At 64.1% G+C, this 19,224-nt stretch carries 17 protein-coding genes; 16 read left to right on the top strand and 1 reads right to left on the bottom strand.

Annotated elements, in window-relative coordinates; all coding sequences use genetic code 11:
- Nucleotides 1-26: 26 nt before the first annotated feature.
- From ACYUME_RS20330 to ispD, 14 genes are all read left to right on the top strand, one after another.
- Nucleotides 27-530, top strand: coding sequence for an OmpH/Skp family outer membrane protein (locus ACYUME_RS20330; RefSeq protein ID WP_279805038.1), 504 nt, complete (start codon nucleotides 27-29; stop codon nucleotides 528-530).
- A gap of 1 nt (nucleotide 531) precedes the next feature.
- On the top strand, nucleotides 532-1,587 hold the full coding sequence (gene lpxD / locus ACYUME_RS20325; protein WP_279887909.1) for a UDP-3-O-(3-hydroxymyristoyl)glucosamine N-acyltransferase: 1,056 nt from the start codon (nucleotides 532-534) through the stop codon (nucleotides 1,585-1,587).
- Nucleotides 1,588-1,701: 114 nt separating this feature from the next.
- Entirely contained in the window at nucleotides 1,702-2,142 is a 441-nt protein-coding gene (gene fabZ, locus ACYUME_RS20320) for a 3-hydroxyacyl-ACP dehydratase FabZ (RefSeq protein WP_051097422.1), read from the top strand.
- A complete protein-coding gene (lpxA, locus tag ACYUME_RS20315) occupies nucleotides 2,139-2,915 on the top strand; it encodes an acyl-ACP--UDP-N-acetylglucosamine O-acyltransferase (protein WP_460416544.1) in 777 nt (258 codons plus the stop codon). Before fabZ ends, lpxA begins: the two co-directional genes overlap by 4 nt.
- 1 nt (nucleotide 2,916) lies before the next feature.
- Entirely contained in the window at nucleotides 2,917-4,044 is a 1,128-nt protein-coding gene (gene lpxB / locus ACYUME_RS20310; RefSeq protein ID WP_279887904.1) for a lipid-A-disaccharide synthase, read from the top strand.
- Nucleotide 4,045: 1 nt separating this feature from the next.
- Entirely contained in the window at nucleotides 4,046-4,669 is a 624-nt protein-coding gene (gene rnhB / locus ACYUME_RS20305) for a ribonuclease HII (protein ID WP_279911425.1), read from the top strand.
- Between the two features lie 161 nt (nucleotides 4,670-4,830).
- Nucleotides 4,831-8,355 carry a DNA polymerase III subunit alpha gene (dnaE, locus tag ACYUME_RS20300; RefSeq protein WP_460416542.1) on the top strand — a complete coding sequence of 1,175 codons (3,525 nt, stop codon included), beginning with the start codon at nucleotides 4,831-4,833 and terminating at the stop codon, nucleotides 8,353-8,355.
- 105 nt (nucleotides 8,356-8,460) lie between these two features.
- A complete protein-coding gene (locus ACYUME_RS20295) occupies nucleotides 8,461-9,408 on the top strand; it encodes an acetyl-CoA carboxylase carboxyltransferase subunit alpha (protein WP_279884742.1) in 948 nt (315 codons plus the stop codon).
- 56 nt (nucleotides 9,409-9,464) lie between these two features.
- On the top strand, nucleotides 9,465-10,748 hold the full coding sequence (tilS, locus tag ACYUME_RS20290) for a tRNA lysidine(34) synthetase TilS (protein ID WP_460416540.1): 1,284 nt from the start codon (nucleotides 9,465-9,467) through the stop codon (nucleotides 10,746-10,748).
- Between the two features lie 270 nt (nucleotides 10,749-11,018).
- A complete protein-coding gene (locus ACYUME_RS20285) occupies nucleotides 11,019-12,647 on the top strand; it encodes a CTP synthase (RefSeq protein WP_279884737.1) in 1,629 nt (542 codons plus the stop codon).
- Between the two features lie 3 nt (nucleotides 12,648-12,650).
- Nucleotides 12,651-13,496: a 3-deoxy-8-phosphooctulonate synthase gene (kdsA, locus tag ACYUME_RS20280; protein ID WP_110992405.1), complete on the top strand. Its 846-nt coding sequence runs from the start codon at nucleotides 12,651-12,653 to the stop codon at nucleotides 13,494-13,496.
- A gap of 153 nt (nucleotides 13,497-13,649) precedes the next feature.
- Complete coding sequence (gene eno, locus ACYUME_RS20275; protein WP_460416538.1) at nucleotides 13,650-14,939, top strand: phosphopyruvate hydratase; 1,290 nt, start codon at nucleotides 13,650-13,652, stop codon at nucleotides 14,937-14,939.
- A gap of 157 nt (nucleotides 14,940-15,096) precedes the next feature.
- Nucleotides 15,097-15,378 carry a cell division protein FtsB gene (gene ftsB / locus ACYUME_RS20270; protein WP_011535259.1) on the top strand — a complete coding sequence of 94 codons (282 nt, stop codon included), beginning with the start codon at nucleotides 15,097-15,099 and terminating at the stop codon, nucleotides 15,376-15,378.
- Complete coding sequence (gene ispD, locus ACYUME_RS20265; protein WP_460416536.1) at nucleotides 15,375-16,082, top strand: 2-C-methyl-D-erythritol 4-phosphate cytidylyltransferase; 708 nt, start codon at nucleotides 15,375-15,377, stop codon at nucleotides 16,080-16,082. Before ftsB ends, ispD begins: the two co-directional genes overlap by 4 nt.
- 116 nt (nucleotides 16,083-16,198) lie before the next feature.
- Here ispD and ACYUME_RS20260 read toward each other — a convergent pair whose 3' ends face one another.
- Entirely contained in the window at nucleotides 16,199-17,095 is an 897-nt protein-coding gene (locus tag ACYUME_RS20260) for a LysR substrate-binding domain-containing protein (RefSeq protein WP_460416534.1), read from the bottom strand.
- A gap of 108 nt (nucleotides 17,096-17,203) precedes the next feature.
- On the opposite strand from ACYUME_RS20260, the gene ACYUME_RS20255 reads away from it, so the two are divergent.
- Nucleotides 17,204-18,316, top strand: coding sequence for an S-(hydroxymethyl)glutathione dehydrogenase/class III alcohol dehydrogenase (locus ACYUME_RS20255; protein WP_279884724.1), 1,113 nt, complete (start codon nucleotides 17,204-17,206; stop codon nucleotides 18,314-18,316).
- Between the two features lie 10 nt (nucleotides 18,317-18,326).
- Nucleotides 18,327-19,175 (top strand): S-formylglutathione hydrolase, encoded by an 849-nt coding sequence (fghA, locus tag ACYUME_RS20250; protein ID WP_279884722.1) that lies wholly within the window; start codon nucleotides 18,327-18,329, stop codon nucleotides 19,173-19,175.
- Nucleotides 19,176-19,224: the final 49 nt, after the last annotated feature.

The raw sequence follows: 19,224 nt of genomic DNA, 5'->3' as shown, positions 1-19,224 counted from the left end.
GACAACGGTTTATCCAGGAGTGCATCGTGCGTAAGTTGACTCAACTGGCCGTAGTGGCCGCGGCGCTGGTCGCCACCCCGGCTTTCGCCGAAATGAAGGTCGCCGTGCTGAACTATCAGATGGCGCTGCTGGAATCCGACGCGGCCAAGAAGTACGCCGTCGATGCGGAGAAGAAGTTCGGTCCGCAACTGACCAAGCTCAAGGGCCTGGAAAGCAGCGCCAAGGGCATCCAGGACCGCCTGATCAAGGGTGGCGACAAGATGCCTCAGCCGGAGCGCGAGCGCCTCGAGCTCGAGTTCAAGCAGAAAGCCCGTGACTTCCAGTTCCAGTCCAAGGAACTGAACGAGGCCAAGGCCGTGGCTGACCGCGACATGCTCAAGCAGCTCAAGCCCAAGCTCGACGGCGCCGTCGAGGAAGTGATCAAGAAAGGTGGCTACGACCTGGTGCTCGAGCGTGGTGCGGTGATCGATGTCAAGCCACAGTACGACATCACCCGCCAGGTTATCGAGCGCATGAACCAAGCGCGTTGATATGACCGTGACGATGACGCTCGGCCAGCTGGCCGAGGCCCTCGGGGCCACGCTGAAGGGCTCCGAGGCGCTGGAAATCACCGGCCTGGCCACCTTGCAGGAGGCCGGGCCCGGGCAATTGAGTTTCCTGGCTAACAAGCAGTACCGCAAGTTTCTGGACGATACCCAGGCCGGCGCGGTGCTGCTCAAGGCCGAGGACGCCGAAGGCTTCGCCGGCAGTGCGCTGATCGTCGCCGACCCTTACCTGGCCTATGCCCGTATTTCGCACCTGTTCGATCCAAAGCCCAAGGCTGTGGCGGGAATTCATCCCAGCGCCGTGGTGGCGGATGATGCACAGGTGGATGCCAGTGCCAGTATCGGCCCGTTCGCGGTGATCGAGAGCGGCGCGCGCATCGCTGCCAACGTGACCATCGGCGCGCATTGTTCCATCGGCGCGCGCTGTGTCATCGGCGAAGGTGGCTGGCTGGCGCCGCGGGTGACGCTGTATCACGACGTGACCATCGGCAAGCGTGTGGTGATCCAGTCAGGTGCGGTCATTGGCGGTGAAGGCTTCGGCTTCGCCAACGAGAAGGGCATCTGGCGCAAGATCGCGCAGATCGGTGGCGTGACGCTGGGCGACGACGTGGAGATCGGCGTGAATACCGCGGTCGACCGTGGCGCGCTGTCGGACACGCTCATCGGTGACGGCGTCAAGCTCGACAACCAGATCCAGATCGCCCACAACGTCCAGGTCGGTGACCACACGGCGATGGCGGCTTGCGTCGGTATTTCCGGCAGCACCAAGATCGGCAAGCACTGCATGATCGCCGGTGGTGTCGGCATGGTCGGGCATATCGATGTCTGCGATAACGTATTCGTCTCTGGAATGACCATGGTGACCCGTTCGATTACCGAACCTGGTGGCTATTCTTCCGGTACGGCCATGCAGCCGCTGGCCGAGTGGCGCAAGAGCGCCGCGCGTATCCGCCAGCTGGACGAGATGTCCAAGCGTCTCGGGCAGCTGGAAAAACGAGTCGACACCGTGACCTCAGGTGGCCAGCCGGCATCAGAAGGCTGATACCATTCCCTGAGCAAGCGTGAACCGTCGCTAGCTGGCTCCTCTTTGGATCTGCAAAAGGAGCGTGTGGTCAGCACCTGCGCTCCCTATTCTTATTACAGGCTTCCCCCCGAAATGATGGACATCAACGAGATTCGCGAATACCTGCCTCACCGTTACCCGTTCCTGCTGGTGGATCGGGTCACGGATCTGGACTTCGAGGCCCAAAGCATTCGTGCCTACAAGAATGTCAGCATCAATGAGCCGTTCTTCAATGGCCACTTCCCGGCGCATCCAATCATGCCGGGCGTGCTGATCATCGAGGCGATGGCCCAGGCGGCCGGAATTCTCGGATTCAAGATGCTCGACGCCAAACCGGCCGACGGCACCCTCTACTACTTCGTCGGCTCCGACAAGCTGCGCTTCCGCCAGCCGGTGCTGCCAGGCGACCAGCTGGTACTGGAAGCCAGATTCCTCAGCCGCAAGAGCATGATCTGGAAGTTCGAATGCCGTGCCCTGGTCGACGGCAAGCCGGTCTGCTCGGCCGAGATCACCTGCGCGGAACGCTCCCTATGAGTTCGATTGACCCACGGGCGATCATCGACCCCTCGGCCAGGCTGGCCGAGGGCGTCGAGGTCGGCCCCTGGTCGATCGTAGGCCCCGATGTGGAAATCGGGGAGGGTACCGTCGTCGGTCCGCACGTGGTGCTCAAGGGGCCGACCCGCATTGGCAAGCACAACCGCATCTTCCAGTTTTCCTCGATTGGCGAAGACACCCCTGACCTGAAGTACAAGGGTGAGCCGACGCGCCTGGTGATCGGCGACCATAACGTGATCCGCGAGGGTGTCACCATCCACCGCGGCACCGTGCAGGACCGTTCGGAAACGACCCTGGGCGACCACAACCTGATCATGGCCTATGCCCACATCGGCCATGACAGCGTCATCGGCAACCACTGCATCCTGGTCAACAACACTGCGTTGGCGGGCCACGTGCATGTGGGTGACTGGGCGATCCTGTCGGGCTACACGTTGGTGCACCAGTACTGCCACATCGGTGCCCACGCGTTTTCCGGCATGGGTACCGCGATCGGCAAGGACGTGCCAGCCTACGTCACGGTATTCGGCAGCCCGGCCGAAGCGCGCAGCATGAACTTCGAAGGTCTGCGCCGTCGTGGATTCAGCGACGAAGCGCTGCACGCCCTGCGTCGTGCCTACAAGATCGTCTACCGCCAGGGCCTGACCGTCGATGAGGCGCTCAAGGACCTGGAGGAACTGGTGAGCCAGTTCCCCGAGATCGATCTGTTCCGCCAATCGATCGCCAATTCCGCCCGCGGCATCACCCGCTGACATGGCGCGACTCTGCGTTGCGCTGGTCGCGGGCGAGGCCAGTGGCGACATTCTCGGCTCCGGCCTGATGCGGGCCATCAAGGCACGTCATCCCGATGTCCGTTTCATCGGTGTTGGCGGTCCCTTGATGGAAGCCGAAGGCATGACCTCCTATTTCCCGATGGAGCGCCTGGCCGTCATGGGCCTGGTCGAGGTGCTTGGACGCTTGCGTGAGCTGCTCAAGCGCCGCAAAGAATTGATCCAGACACTGATCGGCGAAAAGCCCGATGTGTTCATCGGCATCGACGCCCCCGATTTCACCCTCAATATCGAACTCAAGCTGCGCCAGGCCGGGATCAAGACCGTGCACTACGTCAGCCCGTCAGTCTGGGCCTGGCGTCAGAAGCGCGTGCTGAAGATCCGCGAGGGTTGCGATCTGATGCTGACCCTGCTGCCGTTCGAGGCGCGCTTCTACGAAGAACAAGGCGTGCCGGTGCGGTTCGTCGGCCATCCGCTGGCGGATACCATCCCCCTCGAAGCAGATCGCGGCGCGGCACGTGCCGAGCTGGGGCTGGGCGACGGCCCGGTGGTCGCGTTGATGCCTGGTAGCCGCGGCGGTGAGGTGGGGCGCCTGGGCGCCTTGTTCCTCGATGCCGCCCAGCGCCTGCGCGAGCTGGTGCCTGGCGTGCGCTTCGTATTGCCCTGCGCGAATGCCGCCCGGCGTGCCCAGGTCGAGCAGATGCTGGAAGGGCGCGAGCTACCGCTGACGCTGCTGGACGGTCGCTCGCATCAGGCGCTGGCTGCCTGTGACGCGGTGCTGATCGCCTCCGGTACCGCGACCCTGGAGGCGCTGCTGTACAAGCGGCCGATGGTGGTGGCCTACCGCCTGGCGCCGCTGACTTACTGGATCCTCAAGCGCATGGTCAAGAGCCCGTACGTGTCGCTGCCCAACCTGCTGGCCCAGCGCCTGCTGGTACCGGAGTTGCTGCAGGACGCCGCTACCAGCGAAGCCCTGGCACAGACCCTGGCGCCGCTGGTCAAGGACGGCTCGCAACAGACCGATAGCTTCGACCAGATCCACCGCACCCTGCGCCGCGACGCCTCCAACCAGGCGGCCGACGCGGTGCTCGCCCTGTTGAAGGACCGCTGACATGCAGATGGGACTGGATTTCAACCTGGTCGAAGAACTGGTGGCTGGCGTCGATGAAGTGGGCCGTGGCCCGCTGTGCGGCGCGGTGGTCACGGCGGCGGTGATTCTTGATCCGCGACGGCCGATCCTCGGTCTGAACGACTCGAAGAAGCTTACCGAAGCCAAGCGCGACGCACTGTTCGACGAGATCCGCGAAAAAGCCCTGAGCTTCTGCATCGCCCGGGCCGAGGTCGAGGAGATCGACCGCCTGAACATCCTCCAGGCCACCATGCTGGCCATGCAGCGCGCCGTCGAAGGGCTGCACATCACGCCGAAACTGGCGCTGATCGACGGCAACCGTTGCCCGAAACTGGCCGTGCCGGCGGCGCCGGTGGTCAAGGGTGACTCCCAGGTGCCGGCGATCGCGGCGGCCTCGATCCTGGCCAAGGTCACCCGTGATCGCGAGATGAGCGAGTTCGAGCTGATCTACCCGGGGTACGGGATCGGCGGGCACAAGGGCTATCCGACCCCGGTGCACCTCGAGGCCCTGGCCCGTCTTGGGCCGACGCCCATTCATCGGCGTTCGTTCGCCCCTGTTCGAGCCGCATGGGAAGCCCGTGAAGGGTTTTCCAGCTCTTTGATCTGATGCATTGGGGCCGCTCTGCGGCCCTTCGCGGGGAAACCCGCTCCCACAGGGATATCGATGAACCTGTGGGAGCGGGTTTACCCGCGAAGGGGCCCCAAAATGCATTGCGCAATTAAGCTACAATCCCGCCCTTGTCGTTCAGCACTGCTACAGGATCCTCCATGCCGGTCTCCTTCGTTCACCTTCGCGTGCACTCCGAATTCTCCCTGGTCGACGGCCTGGTGCGGATCAAGCCGCTGGCCAAGGCCCTGGCCGGGATGAACATGCCGGCGGTGGCGATCACCGACCAGAGCAACATGTGCTCGCTGGTGAAGTTCTACAAGACCGCCATGGGCGCCGGCATCAAGCCGATCTGCGGCGCCGATCTGTGGCTGGCCGGGGCCGATCCCGAGGCGCCGCTGTCGCGTATCTGCTTCCTGGCCATGAATCCCAAGGGTTATCGCAACCTCACCGAGCTGATTTCCCGTGGCTGGACCGACGGCCAGCGCAATGGCCTGGTCATCATCCAGCGCGACTGGATCGCCCCGGCCAGCGAGGGGCTGATCGCCCTGTCCGCAGGCAAAGAAGGCGATATCGGCGCGGCCCTGATGGCCGGACGCCAGGACGAGGCCGAGGCCCTGCTTGGGGACTGGATGGGCATGTTCCCGGATCGTTTCTACGTCGAACTGCAGCGCACCAACCGCGCCGGTGACGAAGAATACGTGCACGCCGCCGTGGCCCTGGCCGACAAGCTTGGCGCGCCGTTGGTGGCGACCAACGACGTGCGCTTCATCAAGCAGTCGGATTTCGACGCCCACGAAACCCGTGTGTGCATTGGCGAAGGCTGGACCCTCGACGACCCGCGCCGCCCGCGCGGCTACAGCGACCAGCAGTACCTCAAGTCGGCCGAAGAGATGGCCGAGCTGTTCAGCGACCTGCCCGACGCCATCGCCAACACCGTGGAGATCGCCAAGCGCTGCAACATCACCGTGCAGCTGGGCAAGTACTTCCTTCCCGATTTCCCCACGCCCAACGGCATGGGCATCGACGACTACCTGCGCCACGTCTCCCACGAAGGCCTGGAGGAGCGCCTGGCGGTGCTCTGGCCGAAAGAGACCACGCCCAATTACGAAGAGAAGCGCCAGGTCTACCTGGATCGCCTGAAGTTCGAGCTGGACATCATCATCCAGATGGGCTTCCCCGGCTACTTCCTCATCGTTATGGACTTCATCAAGTGGGCCAAGAACAACGACGTGCCGGTCGGCCCTGGCCGGGGCTCGGGTGCCGGTTCGTTGGTGGCCTACGTGCTGAAGATCACCGACCTCGATCCGCTGGCCTACGACCTGCTGTTCGAGCGCTTCCTCAACCCTGAACGTATTTCCATGCCCGACTTCGACGTCGACTTCTGCATGGATGGCCGCGACCGGGTGATCGACTACGTGGCCGAGGCCTACGGGCGCAACGCGGTGAGCCAGATCATCACCTTCGGCACCATGGCCGCCAAGGCGGTGGTGCGCGACGTGGCGCGGGTACAGGGCAAGTCCTATGGCCTGGCTGATCGCCTGTCGAAGATGATCCCGTTCGAAGTCGGCATGACCCTGGAGAAGGCCTACGAGCAGGAAGAGATCCTGCGCGACTTCCTCAAAAGCGACGAGGACGGCCGCGAGATCTGGGACATGGCCCTCAAGCTCGAGGGTGTCACCCGGGGCACCGGCAAGCACGCCGGTGGCGTGGTGATCGCGCCGACCAAGCTCACCGACTTCTCGCCGATTGCCTGTGACGAAGAGGGCGGCGGCCTGGTGACCCAGTTCGACAAGGACGACGTCGAGGCTGCGGGCCTGGTGAAGTTCGACTTCCTCGGCCTGCGTACGCTGACCATCATCAAGTGGGCGATGGAGATCATCAACCGCGAGCAGGCCAAGAAGAACCTGCCCGACGTCAACATCGACTTCATCCCGCTGGACGACCGCAAGACCTACGAGCTGCTGCAGAAAGCCGAGACCACGGCGGTGTTCCAGCTCGAATCCCGTGGCATGAAGGAGCTGATCAAGAAGCTCAAGCCCGACTGCCTGGAAGACCTCATCGCACTGGTGGCGCTGTTCCGTCCCGGCCCGCTGCAATCGGGCATGGTGGACGACTTCATCAACCGCAAGCACGGTCGCGCGGAGCTTGCCTACCCGCACTCCGACTACCAGTACGAAGGCCTCAAGCCGGTACTCGCGCCGACCTACGGCATCATCCTGTACCAGGAACAGGTGATGCAGATCGCCCAGGTGATGGCCGGCTACACCCTCGGTGGCGCCGACATGCTGCGGCGGGCCATGGGCAAGAAAAAGCCCGAGGAAATGGCCAAGCAGCGCGGTGGCTTCATCGAAGGTTGCGTGGCCAACAATATCGATGCGGACCTGGCCGGTAACATCTTCGACCTGGTAGAGAAGTTCGCAGGTTACGGCTTCAACAAATCCCACTCCGCCGCCTACGGCCTGGTGTCGTACCAGACTGCCTGGCTGAAGACTCATTATCCGGCGCCGTTCATGGCCGCGGTGCTGTCGGCGGATATGCACAACACCGACAAGGTGGTGGTGCTGGTCGAGGAAGTGCGCAGCATGAAGCTGCGCCTCGATGCGCCGGACGTGAACTTCTCCGACTTCAAGTTCACCGTCAACAACGATGGCCGCATCGTCTATGGCCTGGGCGCGATCAAGGGCGTCGGCGAGGGGCCGGTCGAGGCGATCGTCGAGGCACGGGCCGAGGGTGGTCCGTTCAAGGACCTGTTCGATTTCTGCGAGCGCATCGACCTCAAGCGTGTCAACAAGCGCACCCTTGACGCGCTGATCCGCAGTGGTGCGCTGGACCGCCTGGGACCGCATTTCCATGACGAGATCAAGGCCTACCAGGCCAACATCGACATCAACCGTGCGACCTTGCTGTCGGCGCTGAGCGAGGCGGTCAAGGCTGCCGAGCAGGCCGCCCATACCGCGGACAGTGGCCATGTCGACCTGTTCGGCGGCATGTTCGACGAGGCGGATGTCGACGTCTACGCCAACCATCGCAAGGTACGCGAGCTGACGCTCAAAGAGCGCCTCAAGGGCGAAAAGGACACCCTTGGCCTGTACCTGACCGGTCACCCGATCGACGAGTACGAGACCGAGATCCGCCGCTTCGCCCGCCAGCGTATCGTCGACCTCAAGCCGGCGCGCGACACCCAGACCATCGCCGGCATGATCATTGCCCTGCGGGTGATGAAGAACAAGAAGGGTGACAAGATGGGCTTCGTCACCCTGGATGACCGCTCCGGGCGCATCGAGGCCTCGCTGTTCGCCGACGCCTTCATGGGGGCCCAGGCCCTGTTGCAGACCGACGCCATGGTGGTGGTGGAGGGGGAGGTGAGCAACGATGACTTCTCCGGCGGCCTGCGCCTGCGGGTCAAGACCGTGATGACCATGGAGGACGCCCGGACCAAGCTGGCCGAGAGCCTACGCCTGAAGCTCAGCCACGAGGCACTCAAGGGTGACCGCCTCAGCTGGCTGGGTGAGCTGATCAACCGCCATCGCGGCGGCTGCCCGATCACACTGGAGTACACCGGCAGCGACGCCAAGGCCATGCTGCAGTTCGGCGACCAGTGGTCGATCGACCCGGCCGATGGCCTGATTCAGGCACTGCGTGACCAGTTCGGGCGTGAGAACGTCTTCCTGCAATACCGTTGAAACGACGAATTTTAATCTCGACCTTTATGCGCCTGATCCCTTAAGGTAGGGCGCCAAACGGATCCACCGGCCGGCCGCCTGGCCGTAGACCCAAGACGGAAGCCTATGAACCCGAATTTCCTCGATTTCGAACAGCCGATTGCCGACCTGCAAGCCAAGATCGAAGAGCTGCGCCTGGTGGGCAACGACAACTCGCTGAACATCAGCGATGAAATTGCCCGTCTGCAGGACAAGAGCAGCACCCTGACCGAGAGCATCTTCGGCAACCTGACCAGCTGGCAGATCGCCCGTCTGGCCCGTCACCCGCGTCGCCCGTATACCCTCGACTACATCGACCACATCTTCACCGAGTTCGAAGAGCTGCATGGCGATCGTCACTTCGCCGACGACGCCGCCATCGTCGGTGGCACCGCGCGCCTGAACGACAAGCCGGTGATGGTCATCGGTCACCAGAAGGGTCGCGAAGTGCGCGAGAAGGTGCGCCGCAACTTCGGCATGCCGCGTCCTGAAGGCTACCGCAAGGCCTGCCGTCTGATGGAGATGGCCGAGCGCTTCAAGATGCCGATCCTGACCTTCATCGACACCCCGGGCGCTTACCCAGGCATCGACGCCGAGGAGCGCAACCAGAGCGAGGCCATCGCCTGGAACCTGCGCGTGATGGCGCGGCTGAAGACGCCGATCATCGCCACCGTGATCGGTGAGGGTGGTTCCGGCGGCGCCCTGGCCATCGGCGTGTGCGACCAGCTGAACATGCTGCAGTATTCCACCTACTCGGTGATTTCGCCGGAAGGCTGCGCCTCGATCCTGTGGAAGACCGCCGACCGCGCGGCCGATGCCGCCGAGGCCATGGGTGTCACCGCCGAGCGCCTGAAGAGCCTGAACATCGTCGACAAGGTCATCCCGGAGCCGCTGGGCGGCGCCCACCGTGATCCGGCGCAAATGGCCGCGAGCGTTCGCGCCGACCTGATCGAACAGCTGGACATGCTCGGCAAGCTCGACAACGACGCGCTGCTCAAGCGCCGTTACGATCGCCTGATGAGCTACGGCCTCTGATGGATTCCGGGGGCCGCGAAGCGGCCCCCGGCGATCTCAAGCCCTGTGAGGCACTGATGCTCAACCTCACCCCCTGGCTCAACGCCCCCGCCTGGTACGTCGCCTTCTCCGGCGGCCTGGACTCCACCGTCCTCCTGCACCAGCTCGCCGACTACATCCGCAACCACCCCGCGCCCCCTCTGCGCGCCATCCATGTCCATCACGGCCTGCAAGCCGCCGCCGATGCCTGGCCTGACCACTGCCGAGCGGTATGCGCTGCCCTGGGTGTCGAACTCGATGTGGTCCCTGTCCAGGTCGCCCCCGGCGCCAGCCTCGAACAGGCGGCCCGCAATGCCCGCTACGGCGCCTTCGAAACACGGCTGGGCGCAGGCGAGGTGCTGTTCACCGGCCAGCACCGCAACGATCAGGCCGAAACCCTGCTATTGCGCCTGCTGCGCGGCGCCGGCCTGCGTGGACTGGCCGCCATGGCGCAACAGCGGCCGCTGGGCCAGGGCAACCTGGTGCGGCCGCTGCTGGGGTTGTCGCGCCAGCAGTTGCAGGCCTACGCCGACAGACACGGGCTGGTATGGGTCGACGACCCTTCCAACAGCGACACCACCTTCGCCCGCAACTTCCTGCGCGCAGAGGTCTTGCCAATGCTGCGCCAGCGCTGGCCCCAGGCCGAAGTCAGTCTGGCGCGCAGCGCCGAACACCTGGGCGAGGCGCTGGGGCTGCTGGACGAACTGGCCGCCAGCGACCTGGCACACGCCTGCGACAACGCGCCGCTGCCTTGGTCGGGATTGGACTCTCTGAGCCTTGCGGCACTCATCGCGCTGTCCCCGGCGCGCCAGCGCAACGCCCTGCGGTTCTGGCTAGGCCAGCGTACGCGCCTGCCAGATAGCCGCCACTGGGCCGGCTGGAGCGATCTGCGCGACGCGACGGCCGATGCCTGCCCGGTCTGGCGCCTGACCGATGGCGAGCTGCACCGCAGCCACGGGCGTATCTGGTGGCTGAGTGGCGATTGGCTGGGCACGGTGGCGGGCGAGCACCCCTGGCTCGACAGCGCGCAACCGTTGCGCCTGCCGGGCAATGGCAGTGTCCGTCTGGCGTCTGGTCTTGCGGGTAACGACCTGCATGTCCGCTACCGCCAGGGCGGCGAGATCATGCACCTGCCCGGTCGCGGTCGGCGCGATCTCAAGCGCCTGCTCAACGAGCTGCAGGTCCCGCACTTCGTGCGCCCGCGCCTGCCGCTGCTGTATCACGGCGAGCAATTGCTGGCGGTGGCCAACCTGCCCGAGCTGGCGCAGGCGGATTGCCAGTTGCACTGGCAGCCGCCGACGAGCGTGCAAGGTTTGAGCTGAAGGGTACATTCGGGTAGACTACCCTCCCTTCTTGATACAGCTTCTGTGGGTTGCGCAAAAACACAGGAGTTGCCGATTACCAAGCAGTTTTTTGCTGGGCTGATTTCTTAAAATGACGAGCGAGCTCCATGCCGGGGATACCCCTGGTCTGTACAGACGCGGCAGTTTTTCGAGATGCACTGTGATTGACGCAGGTGATCGGGGGCTTCGGCCTTCCTTCGCTTTCTCCGGCGGCCCATGCCGCCTTAACGCAGACTTCTAGGGTTTTTCATGACGCGCTACATATTCGTCACGGGCGGTGTTGTTTCTTCATTGGGGAAAGGCATTGCCTCGGCTTCCCTGGCGGCCATCCTGGAAGCGCGGGGGCTCAAGGTCACCATGCTCAAGCTGGACCCGTACATCAACGTCGACCCGGGCACCATGAGCCCGTTCCAGCACGGTGAAGTGTTCGTCACCCACGACGGCGCCGAGACCGACCTCGACCTGGGCCACTACGAGCGGTTCATCCGCACCACGATGACCCAGAACAACAACTTCACCACCGGCCGCATCTACGAGCACGTGCTGCGTAAAGAACGCCGTGGTGACTACCTGGGCGCGACCATCCAGGTCATCCCGCACATCACCGACGAGATCAAGCGCCGCATCATCAAGGGCGCCGGCGATGCCGACGTCGCGCTGGTCGAGATTGGCGGCACCGTGGGCGACATCGAATCGCAGCCGTTCCTCGAGGCGATCCGCCAGCTGCGCGTCGAAGTGGGCTCCAAGCGCGCCATGCTGATGCACCTGACCCTGGTCCCGTACATCGCCACCGCCGGCGAGACCAAGACCAAGCCGACCCAGCACTCGGTCAAGGAGCTGCGCTCCATCGGCCTGCAGCCGGACGTGCTGATCTGCCGCTCCGACCACCCGGTCGACGCTTCGTCGCGTCGCAAGATCGCGCTGTTCACCAACGTCGAAGAGCGTGCGGTGATCTCGCTGGAAGACGTCGACACCATCTACAAGATTCCTGGCGTGCTGCACGCCCAGGGCCTGGACGACTTCGTCGTCGAGCGCTTCGGCCTGCAGTGCAACAGCGCCGACCTGTCCGAGTGGGACAAGGTCGTCGACGCCAAGCTCAACCCTGAGCAGGAAGTGACCATCGCCATGGTCGGCAAGTACATGGAGCTGCTGGATGCGTACAAGTCGCTGATCGAAGCGATGAGCCACGCCGGCATCACCAACCGTACCAAGGTCAACCTGCGCTACATCGACTCCGAAGACATCGAGAACCAGGGCACCAGCCTGCTCGAAGGCGCCGATGCCATCCTGGTCCCGGGCGGTTTCGGCCTGCGCGGCGTGGAAGGCAAGATCACCGCGGTGCAGTACGCCCGTGAGAACAAGGTCCCGTACCTGGGCATCTGCCTGGGCATGCAGGTGGCCGTGATCGAGTTCGCCCGTAACGTGATGGGCTGGACAGACGCCAACTCCACCGAGTTCGACCGCAACAGCGGCCACCCGGTGGTCGGCCTGATCACCGAGTGGTCCGATGCCACCGGCGCGGTCGAGACCCGTACCGAAGCCTCCGACCTGGGCGGCACCATGCGCCTGGGCGCGCAGGACTGCCAACTGATCGCCGGCTCCAAGGTTCACGACTGCTACGGCAAGGATGTGATCACCGAGCGTCACCGTCACCGCTACGAAGTCAACAACGTCCTGCTGCCGCAACTGGTCGATGCTGGCCTGGTGGTTTCCGGTCGTTCCGAGGATGGTGCGCTGGTCGAAGTGGTCGAGTCCAAGGATCACCCATGGTTCGTCGCCTGCCAGTTCCACCCGGAATTCACCTCGACCCCGCGTGACGGCCACCCGCTGTTCAGCGGCTTCGTCAAGGCGGCCCTGGCACAGAAGAACAAGGCCTGATCCATGACTCAGAAGATCATTCGCGTCGGTAACATCGAGATCGCCAACGACAAGCCGTTCGTCCTGTTCGGCGGCATGAACGTCCTGGAGTCCCGTGACCTGGCCCTGAAGGTCTGCGAGGAGTACGTACGGGTGACCGAGAAACTCGGCATCCCGTACGTGTTCAAGGCCAGCTTCGACAAGGCCAACCGCTCGTCGGTGGCCTCGTACCGTGGCCCGGGCATGGAAGAAGGCCTGAAGATCTTCGAGGAGATCAAGCAGACCTTCAACGTGCCGGTGATCACCGACGTGCACGAGCCCTACCAGTGCGAGCCGGTGGCCAAGGTGTGCGACATCATCCAGCTGCCGGCCTTCCTGTCGCGCCAGACCGACCTGGTCGTGGCGATGGCCAAGACCGGTGCCGTGATCAACATCAAGAAGGCGCAGTTCCTGGCGCCCCACGAGATGAAGCACATCCTCGCCAAGTGCGTCGAGGCCGGCAACGACCAGCTCATCCTCTGTGAGCGCGGTTCGAGCTTCGGCTACAACAACCTGGTCGTGGACATGCTCGGCTTCGGCATCATGAAGCAGTTCGAGTACCCGGTGTTCTTCGACGTGACCCACTCGCTGCAGACGCCGGGTGGTCGCGCCGACTCCGCTGGCGGTCGCCGCGCCCAGGTCACCGATCTGGCCAAGGCCGGCATGAGCCAGGGCCTGGCGGGCCTGTTCCTCGAGGCCCACCCGGACCCGGACAACGCCAAGTGCGACGGACCGTGCGCCCTGCGCCTGGACAAGCTGGAGCCGTTCCTGGCCCAGCTCAAGCAACTGGACGACCTGGTGAAAAGTTTTCCGACGGTAGAAACCGCGTAAAGCTCGTTTCTCGGGTAAAGTACCGCCCGTTCCACCCCTGACCTGTCGGTCAGGGGCTCCCTTCGCCAGGCCTGCCCGTGCCATGTCGCCTGGTGAACGGCAAGAATTCCCAAAAGCTGCGTTGTTTTCGTCAATTCTGGAGTGCTTACAACAATGGCAAAGATCGTCGACATCAAAGGTCGTGAAGTTCTCGATTCGCGTGGCAACCCCACCGTGGAAGCCGATGTCCTGCTCGACAACGGCATCATCGGCAGCGCCTGCGCGCCGTCGGGTGCTTCCACTGGCTCGCGCGAAGCGCTGGAGCTGCGTGATGGCGACAAGAGCCGTTACCTGGGCAAGGGCGTGCTGAAGGCCGTCGCCAACATCAACGGCCCGATCCGCGACCTGCTGCTGGGCAAGGACCCGGCCGACCAGAAGGCCCTGGACCGTGCCATGATCGAGCTGGACGGTACCGAGAACAAGGCCAAGCTGGGCGCCAACGCCATCCTGGCCGTGTCCCTGGCCGCCGCCAAGGCCGCTGCCCAGGACCAGGACCTGCCGCTGTACGCGCACATCGCCAACCTCAACGGCACTCCGGGCCAGTACTCCATGCCGGTGCCGATGATGAACATCATCAACGGCGGCGAGCACGCCGACAACAACGTCGACATCCAGGAGTTCATGGTGCAGCCGGTTGGCGCCAAGACCTTCTCCGACGGCCTGCGCATGGGCACCGAGATCTTCCACCACCTCAAGGCCGTGCTGAAGGCCCGTGGCCTGAACACCGCCGTCGGTGACGAAGGTGGCTTCGCCCCGAACCTGGCTTCCAACGAAGACGCCCTGGCAGCCATTGCCGAAGCCGTCGAGAAGGCCGGCTACAAGCTGGGCACCGACGTGACCCTGGCCCTGGACTGCGCGGCTTCCGAATTCTATGAAGACGGCAAGTACAACCTGTCCGGCGAAGGCAAGTCGTTCGACGCCGAAGGTTTCGCCGACTACCTCAAGGGCCTGACCGAGCGCTTCCCGATCATCTCGATCGAAGACGGCCTGGACGAGTCCGACTGGGCCGGCTGGAAGATCCTCACCGACAAGATCGGCGCCAAGGTGCAACTGGTCGGCGACGACCTGTTCGTGACCAACACCAAGATCCTCAAGGAAGGCATCGAGAAGGGCATCGGCAACTCGATCCTGATCAAGTTCAACCAGATCGGTTCGCTGACCGAGACCCTGGAAGCCATCCAGATGGCCAAGGCCGCCGGCTACACCGCGGTGATCTCGCACCGTTCCGGTGAAACCGAAGACTCGACCATCGCCGACCTGGCCGTGGGTACCGCCGCCGGCCAGATCAAGACCGGTTCGCTGTGCCGTTCCGACCGCGTCAGCAAGTACAACCAACTGCTGCGCATCGAAGAGCAACTGGGCGCCAAGGCCGTATATCGCGGTCGTGCCGAGTTTCGCGGCTGAGCAAGAGATGGTAAAAAGGCAGCAGCCGGGGCCAGCTGAACGTTCGTACTGATCGTTCGGTTGTCTCCACGGGTTTCTGTCGACGAAGCCTGGCCTCGGCCAGGCTTCGTGCTATCGGAAGCTCGCCGCGGCGGCCTTTTTTACCCTGGATATCTTCATGCGCAGTCCCTATTGGTTGTTCCTCGTCCTGCTCCTGCTGCTCGGCGGCCTGCAATATCGCCTTTGGGTAGGTAATGGCAGCCTGGCGCAAGTGACCGAACTCAAGCAGCAGATCGCCGACCAGCATGCGGAAAACGAGCGCCTGCTGGAGCGCAATCGCGTGCTCGATGCCGAGGTCCTGGAGTTGAAGAAAGGTATGGAGACCGTGGAAGAACGGGCTCGTCATGAACTGGGAATGGTCAAGGAGGGCGAAACCCTCTACCAGCTGCCGCAGAAATGACAAACCACCTGCCGGCCTTCTGGGCCGTGATTCCCGCCGCGGGTGTTGGTGCCCGCATGGCTGCCGACCGTCCCAAGCAGTACCTGCAACTGGGCGGGCAGACGATCCTCGAGCATAGCCTCGACTGTTTCCTCGACCATCCCACGCTCAAGGGCGTGGTGGTCAGCATTGCCGAAGACGATCCGTACTGGCCTGGGCTGCGCTGCGCCAGCGATGCGCGCATCCGGTGTGCGCCGGGAGGGCGTGAGCGGGCTGATTCGGTACTCAATGCCTTGTTGTTGCTGCATGCCCAAGGGGCGTCCGACGACGACTGGGTGCTGGTGCACGATGCCGCGCGGCCGAACCTGGCGCGCAGTGATCTGGACAAGTTGCTGTCAGCCCTGGCTGAAGATCCTGTCGGTGGATTGCTCGCCGTTCCCGCCCGGGACACGCTTAAACGTGCCGACGGCGAGGGCAGGGTGACGGCCACGGTCGATCGCAGCACCGTCTGGCAGGCCTACACCCCGCAGATGTTTCGTCTCGGCATGTTGCATCGGGCGCTGGCCGAATGCCTGGTGTCCGATGTGGCGGTCACCGACGAGTCGTCGGCCATCGAATGGGCCGGTTATGCGCCGCGCCTGGTCGAGGGGCGCGGCGACAACATCAAGGTGACCCGGCCGGAAGATCTGGAGTGGTTGCGCCAGCGTTGGGCCGGGCGCCGTTGAAATAGGCGGTGCTGATGCGGATGCGTGGGAGCGGGCTTGCCCCGCGATGGCGTCAGCCTGGCAATCAGCGTCACTTGTTATGACGCTATCGCGGGACAAGCCCGCTCCCACGCTGTTTAGAGAGTCCTGTACTCCGGCAACTGCGCCAACCCTTCCTTCAGGTAATCGACCAGTCGGCGTACCTTCGGCGACTGGTGCCGCTGCTGCGGATACAACGCCCACACCGCCGTGTTCGGCGGCTGATGCCCCTCCAGTAACGACACCAGCGCCCCGCTGTGCAGATGCTCGAGCACGTAATAGTCCGGCAACTGGCACAGCCCCATCCCTTGCAATGCCGCGTCCAGCACCGCCTGGCCACTGTTGCAACGCCAGTTGCCCTGTACCCGCTGGCTGATCTCGCGACCCTCCTGCTGCAGCGCCCAGAGGTCGGAACTGCCGATCAGGCAGTTGTGCCGCGCCAGCTCCGACAGACTGTGCGGTCGACCATAGCGTTCCAGGTACGCTGGCGACGCGCACAGGTACATGCGCCGTGGCGCCAGGCGCGTGGCCACCAGCCGTGAGTCCTGCAGGCGTCCCAGGCGGATCGCCAGGTCCATGCCTTCATGCAGCAGATCGAGGGTACGGTTGCTCAACTCGACATCCACCCGCAATTGCGGATAAAGACCCATGAACCGCGTCACCAGCGGCACGATGAAGCGTTCGCCATAGGCCACCGCGCAGGTCATGCGCAGCAGCCCCTTGGGTTCGCTGGCGAGGTCGCCCATGGCGCGCAAGGCCTCTTCGCGACCATCTTGCAAGCGCTGGCAATGCTGCAGGAAGGTCTGCCCGGCCTCGCTCAGGGTGACTCGTCGCGTACTGCGGTACAGCAGGCGGGTCTGCAGGCGTTCTTCCAGGCGGGCGATCTGCCGGCTGATGTGCGAGGACGACACGCCCAGGCGTTCGGCGGCGGCGGTGAACTGGCCTGATTCGGCCACCGCGACGAACTCGTCGATACCCTCCCAGCGACTGCTCATGGATTATCCCTGTATGGCAATAATGTTTTGTAATTGGCTGGATTATTCATCAAAAGGCAGTGAATTACACTGGCAGCCAGTAACCGACACCTTCTCTGGAGACCTTTGATGATCAAGTCCCGCGCCGCCGTCGCCTTCGAGGCCAAGAAACCCCTGGAAATCGTCGAGGTGGACGTGGCCATGCCCAAGGCTGGCGAAGTGCTGCTGCGCGTCGTCGCCTCGGGCGTCTGCCACACCGACGCCTACACCCTGTCCGGCGCCGACCCGGAGGGCATCTTCCCGTCGATTCTCGGCCACGAGGGCGGGGCGATCGTCGAGGCGGTGGGCGAGGGCGTGACTTCGGTCGCCGTCGGTGACCATGTGATTCCCCTGTACACCCCGGAATGCGGCAAGTGCAAATTCTGCCTGTCGGGCAAGACCAACCTCTGCCAGGCCATTCGAGCCACCCAAGGCAAGGGCCTGATGCCCGACGGCACCACCCGCTTCAGCTACAAGGGTCAGCAGCTGTTCCACTACATGGGCACCTCGACCTTCTCCGAGTACACCGTGCTGCCGGAAATCTCCGTGGCCAAGATCCAGAAGCAAGCGCCACTGGAGAAGGTCTGTCTGCTCGGTTGCGGCGTGACCACCGGCATCGGCGCCGTGCTCAACACCGCCAAGGTCAAGCCGGGTGACACCGTGGCCATCTTCGGCCTCGGCGGCATCGGCTTGTCGGCGGTGATCGGCGCGGTCAAGGCCAAGGCTTCGCGCATCATCGCCATCGACATCAACCCGGCCAAGTTCGAGATCGCCCGCCAGCTGGGCGCCACCGACTGCATCAACCCGAAAGACTACGACCGCCCGATCCAGGAAGTGATCGTCGATCTCACCGACGGTGGCGTCGACTTCTCCTTCGAGTGCATCGGCAACGTGCAACTGATGCGTGCGGCGCTGGAGTGCTGCCACAAGGGCTGGGGCGAGTCGGTGATCATCGGCGTGGCCGGTGCCGGCCAGGAGATCGCCACCCGTCCGTTCCAGCTGGTCACCGGGCGCGTCTGGCGCGGTTCGGCCTTTGGCGGCGTGCGTGGCCGCAGCGAGCTGCCAAGCTACGTCGAGATGTCCGAGAAGGGCGAGATCCCGCTGGACACCTTCATCACCCACACCATGGGCCTGGAGGACATCAACAAAGCCTTCGACCTGATGCACGAAGGCAAGAGCATCCGTAGCGTGATCCACTTCTGAGGGCCTCGCCATGACCCTGGAAAACCTCTCCTGCCAGAAGAGCTTCGGCGGCTGGCACAAGCGTTACCGGCACAGCTCCAAGGTGCTCGGCTGCGACATGGTGTTCGCCGTCTACCTGCCGCCCCAGGCCGAGCAGGGCGAAAAGCTGCCGGTGCTGTACTGGCTCAGCGGCCTGACCTGCACCGACGAGAACTTCATGCAGAAGGCCGGCGCCCAGCGCCTGGCCGCGGAGCTCGGGCTGATCATCGTCGCGCCGGACACCAGCCCGCGTGGCGACCAGGTGCCGGGCGACCCGGATGGCGCCTGGGACTTCGGCCTGGGCGCGGGGTTCTACCTCAATGCCACCCAGCAGCCCTGGGCCCAGCACTACCGGATGCACGACTACGTGGTTGAGGAGCTGCCGGCCCTGATCGAGGCGCACTTCCCGGCGTCGGATCAGCGCGGCATCAGCGGCCACTCCATGGGCGGGCACGGCGCGCTGGTCTGTGCTCTGCGCAATCCTGGGCGTTATCGCTCGGTGTCGGCATTCTCGCCGATCAGCAATCCGATGGATTGCCCCTGGGGCGAGAAGGCGTTTTCCCGCTACCTGGGGGATGACCGTGCGCGCTGGCGGGAATGGGATGCCAGCGTGCTGCTGGCGGAGGCTGGTGAATGCCCGCCATTGCTGGTGGATCAGGGCGATCGCGATGACTTCCTCGAGAAGCAGCTCAAGCCGCAAGCGCTGGAGCAGGCGGCGCGCAAGGGGGGGCATGCACTGACCCTGCGCCTGCAGCCGGGCTATGACCATAGCTACTACTTCATCGCCAGCTTCATCGATGAGCACCTGCGTCATCATGCGGTGGCGCTGGGCAGGGTGTGAGCTGACAGCATGGTGTTGGCTTTTTCACGGGTAAACCCGCTCCCACAGG

It is taken from the genome of Pseudomonas sp. microsymbiont 2 (assembly GCF_054788395.1).
Note: the sequence above shows the minus strand (reverse complement) of the source record. Positions and strands in the feature narration are given on the sequence as shown.

Bases quoted from the DNA above. Each gene is read 5' to 3' on its own strand.
- tilS (WP_460416540.1), top strand. From the start codon at position 9,465: ATGCTCAACCTCACCCCCTGGCTCAACGCCCCCGCCTGGTACGTCGCC.
- dnaE (WP_460416542.1), top strand. From the start codon at position 4,831: ATGCCGGTCTCCTTCGTTCACCTTCGCGTGCACTCCGAATTCTCCCTG.
- fabZ (WP_051097422.1), top strand. From the start codon at position 1,702: ATGATGGACATCAACGAGATTCGCGAATACCTGCCTCACCGTTACCCG.
- ACYUME_RS20285 (WP_279884737.1), top strand. From the start codon at position 11,019: ATGACGCGCTACATATTCGTCACGGGCGGTGTTGTTTCTTCATTGGGG.
- kdsA (WP_110992405.1), top strand. From the start codon at position 12,651: ATGACTCAGAAGATCATTCGCGTCGGTAACATCGAGATCGCCAACGAC.
- ispD (WP_460416536.1), top strand. From the start codon at position 15,375: ATGACAAACCACCTGCCGGCCTTCTGGGCCGTGATTCCCGCCGCGGGT.
- rnhB (WP_279911425.1), top strand. From the start codon at position 4,046: ATGCAGATGGGACTGGATTTCAACCTGGTCGAAGAACTGGTGGCTGGC.
- lpxA (WP_460416544.1), top strand. From the start codon at position 2,139: ATGAGTTCGATTGACCCACGGGCGATCATCGACCCCTCGGCCAGGCTG.
- eno (WP_460416538.1), top strand. From the start codon at position 13,650: ATGGCAAAGATCGTCGACATCAAAGGTCGTGAAGTTCTCGATTCGCGT.
- ACYUME_RS20295 (WP_279884742.1), top strand. From the start codon at position 8,461: ATGAACCCGAATTTCCTCGATTTCGAACAGCCGATTGCCGACCTGCAA.
- fghA (WP_279884722.1), top strand. From the start codon at position 18,327: ATGACCCTGGAAAACCTCTCCTGCCAGAAGAGCTTCGGCGGCTGGCAC.
- lpxB (WP_279887904.1), top strand. From the start codon at position 2,917: ATGGCGCGACTCTGCGTTGCGCTGGTCGCGGGCGAGGCCAGTGGCGAC.
- ACYUME_RS20260 (WP_460416534.1), bottom strand. From the start codon at position 17,095: ATGAGCAGTCGCTGGGAGGGTATCGACGAGTTCGTCGCGGTGGCCGAA.
- ACYUME_RS20255 (WP_279884724.1), top strand. From the start codon at position 17,204: ATGATCAAGTCCCGCGCCGCCGTCGCCTTCGAGGCCAAGAAACCCCTG.
- lpxD (WP_279887909.1), top strand. From the start codon at position 532: ATGACCGTGACGATGACGCTCGGCCAGCTGGCCGAGGCCCTCGGGGCC.
- ftsB (WP_011535259.1), top strand. From the start codon at position 15,097: ATGCGCAGTCCCTATTGGTTGTTCCTCGTCCTGCTCCTGCTGCTCGGC.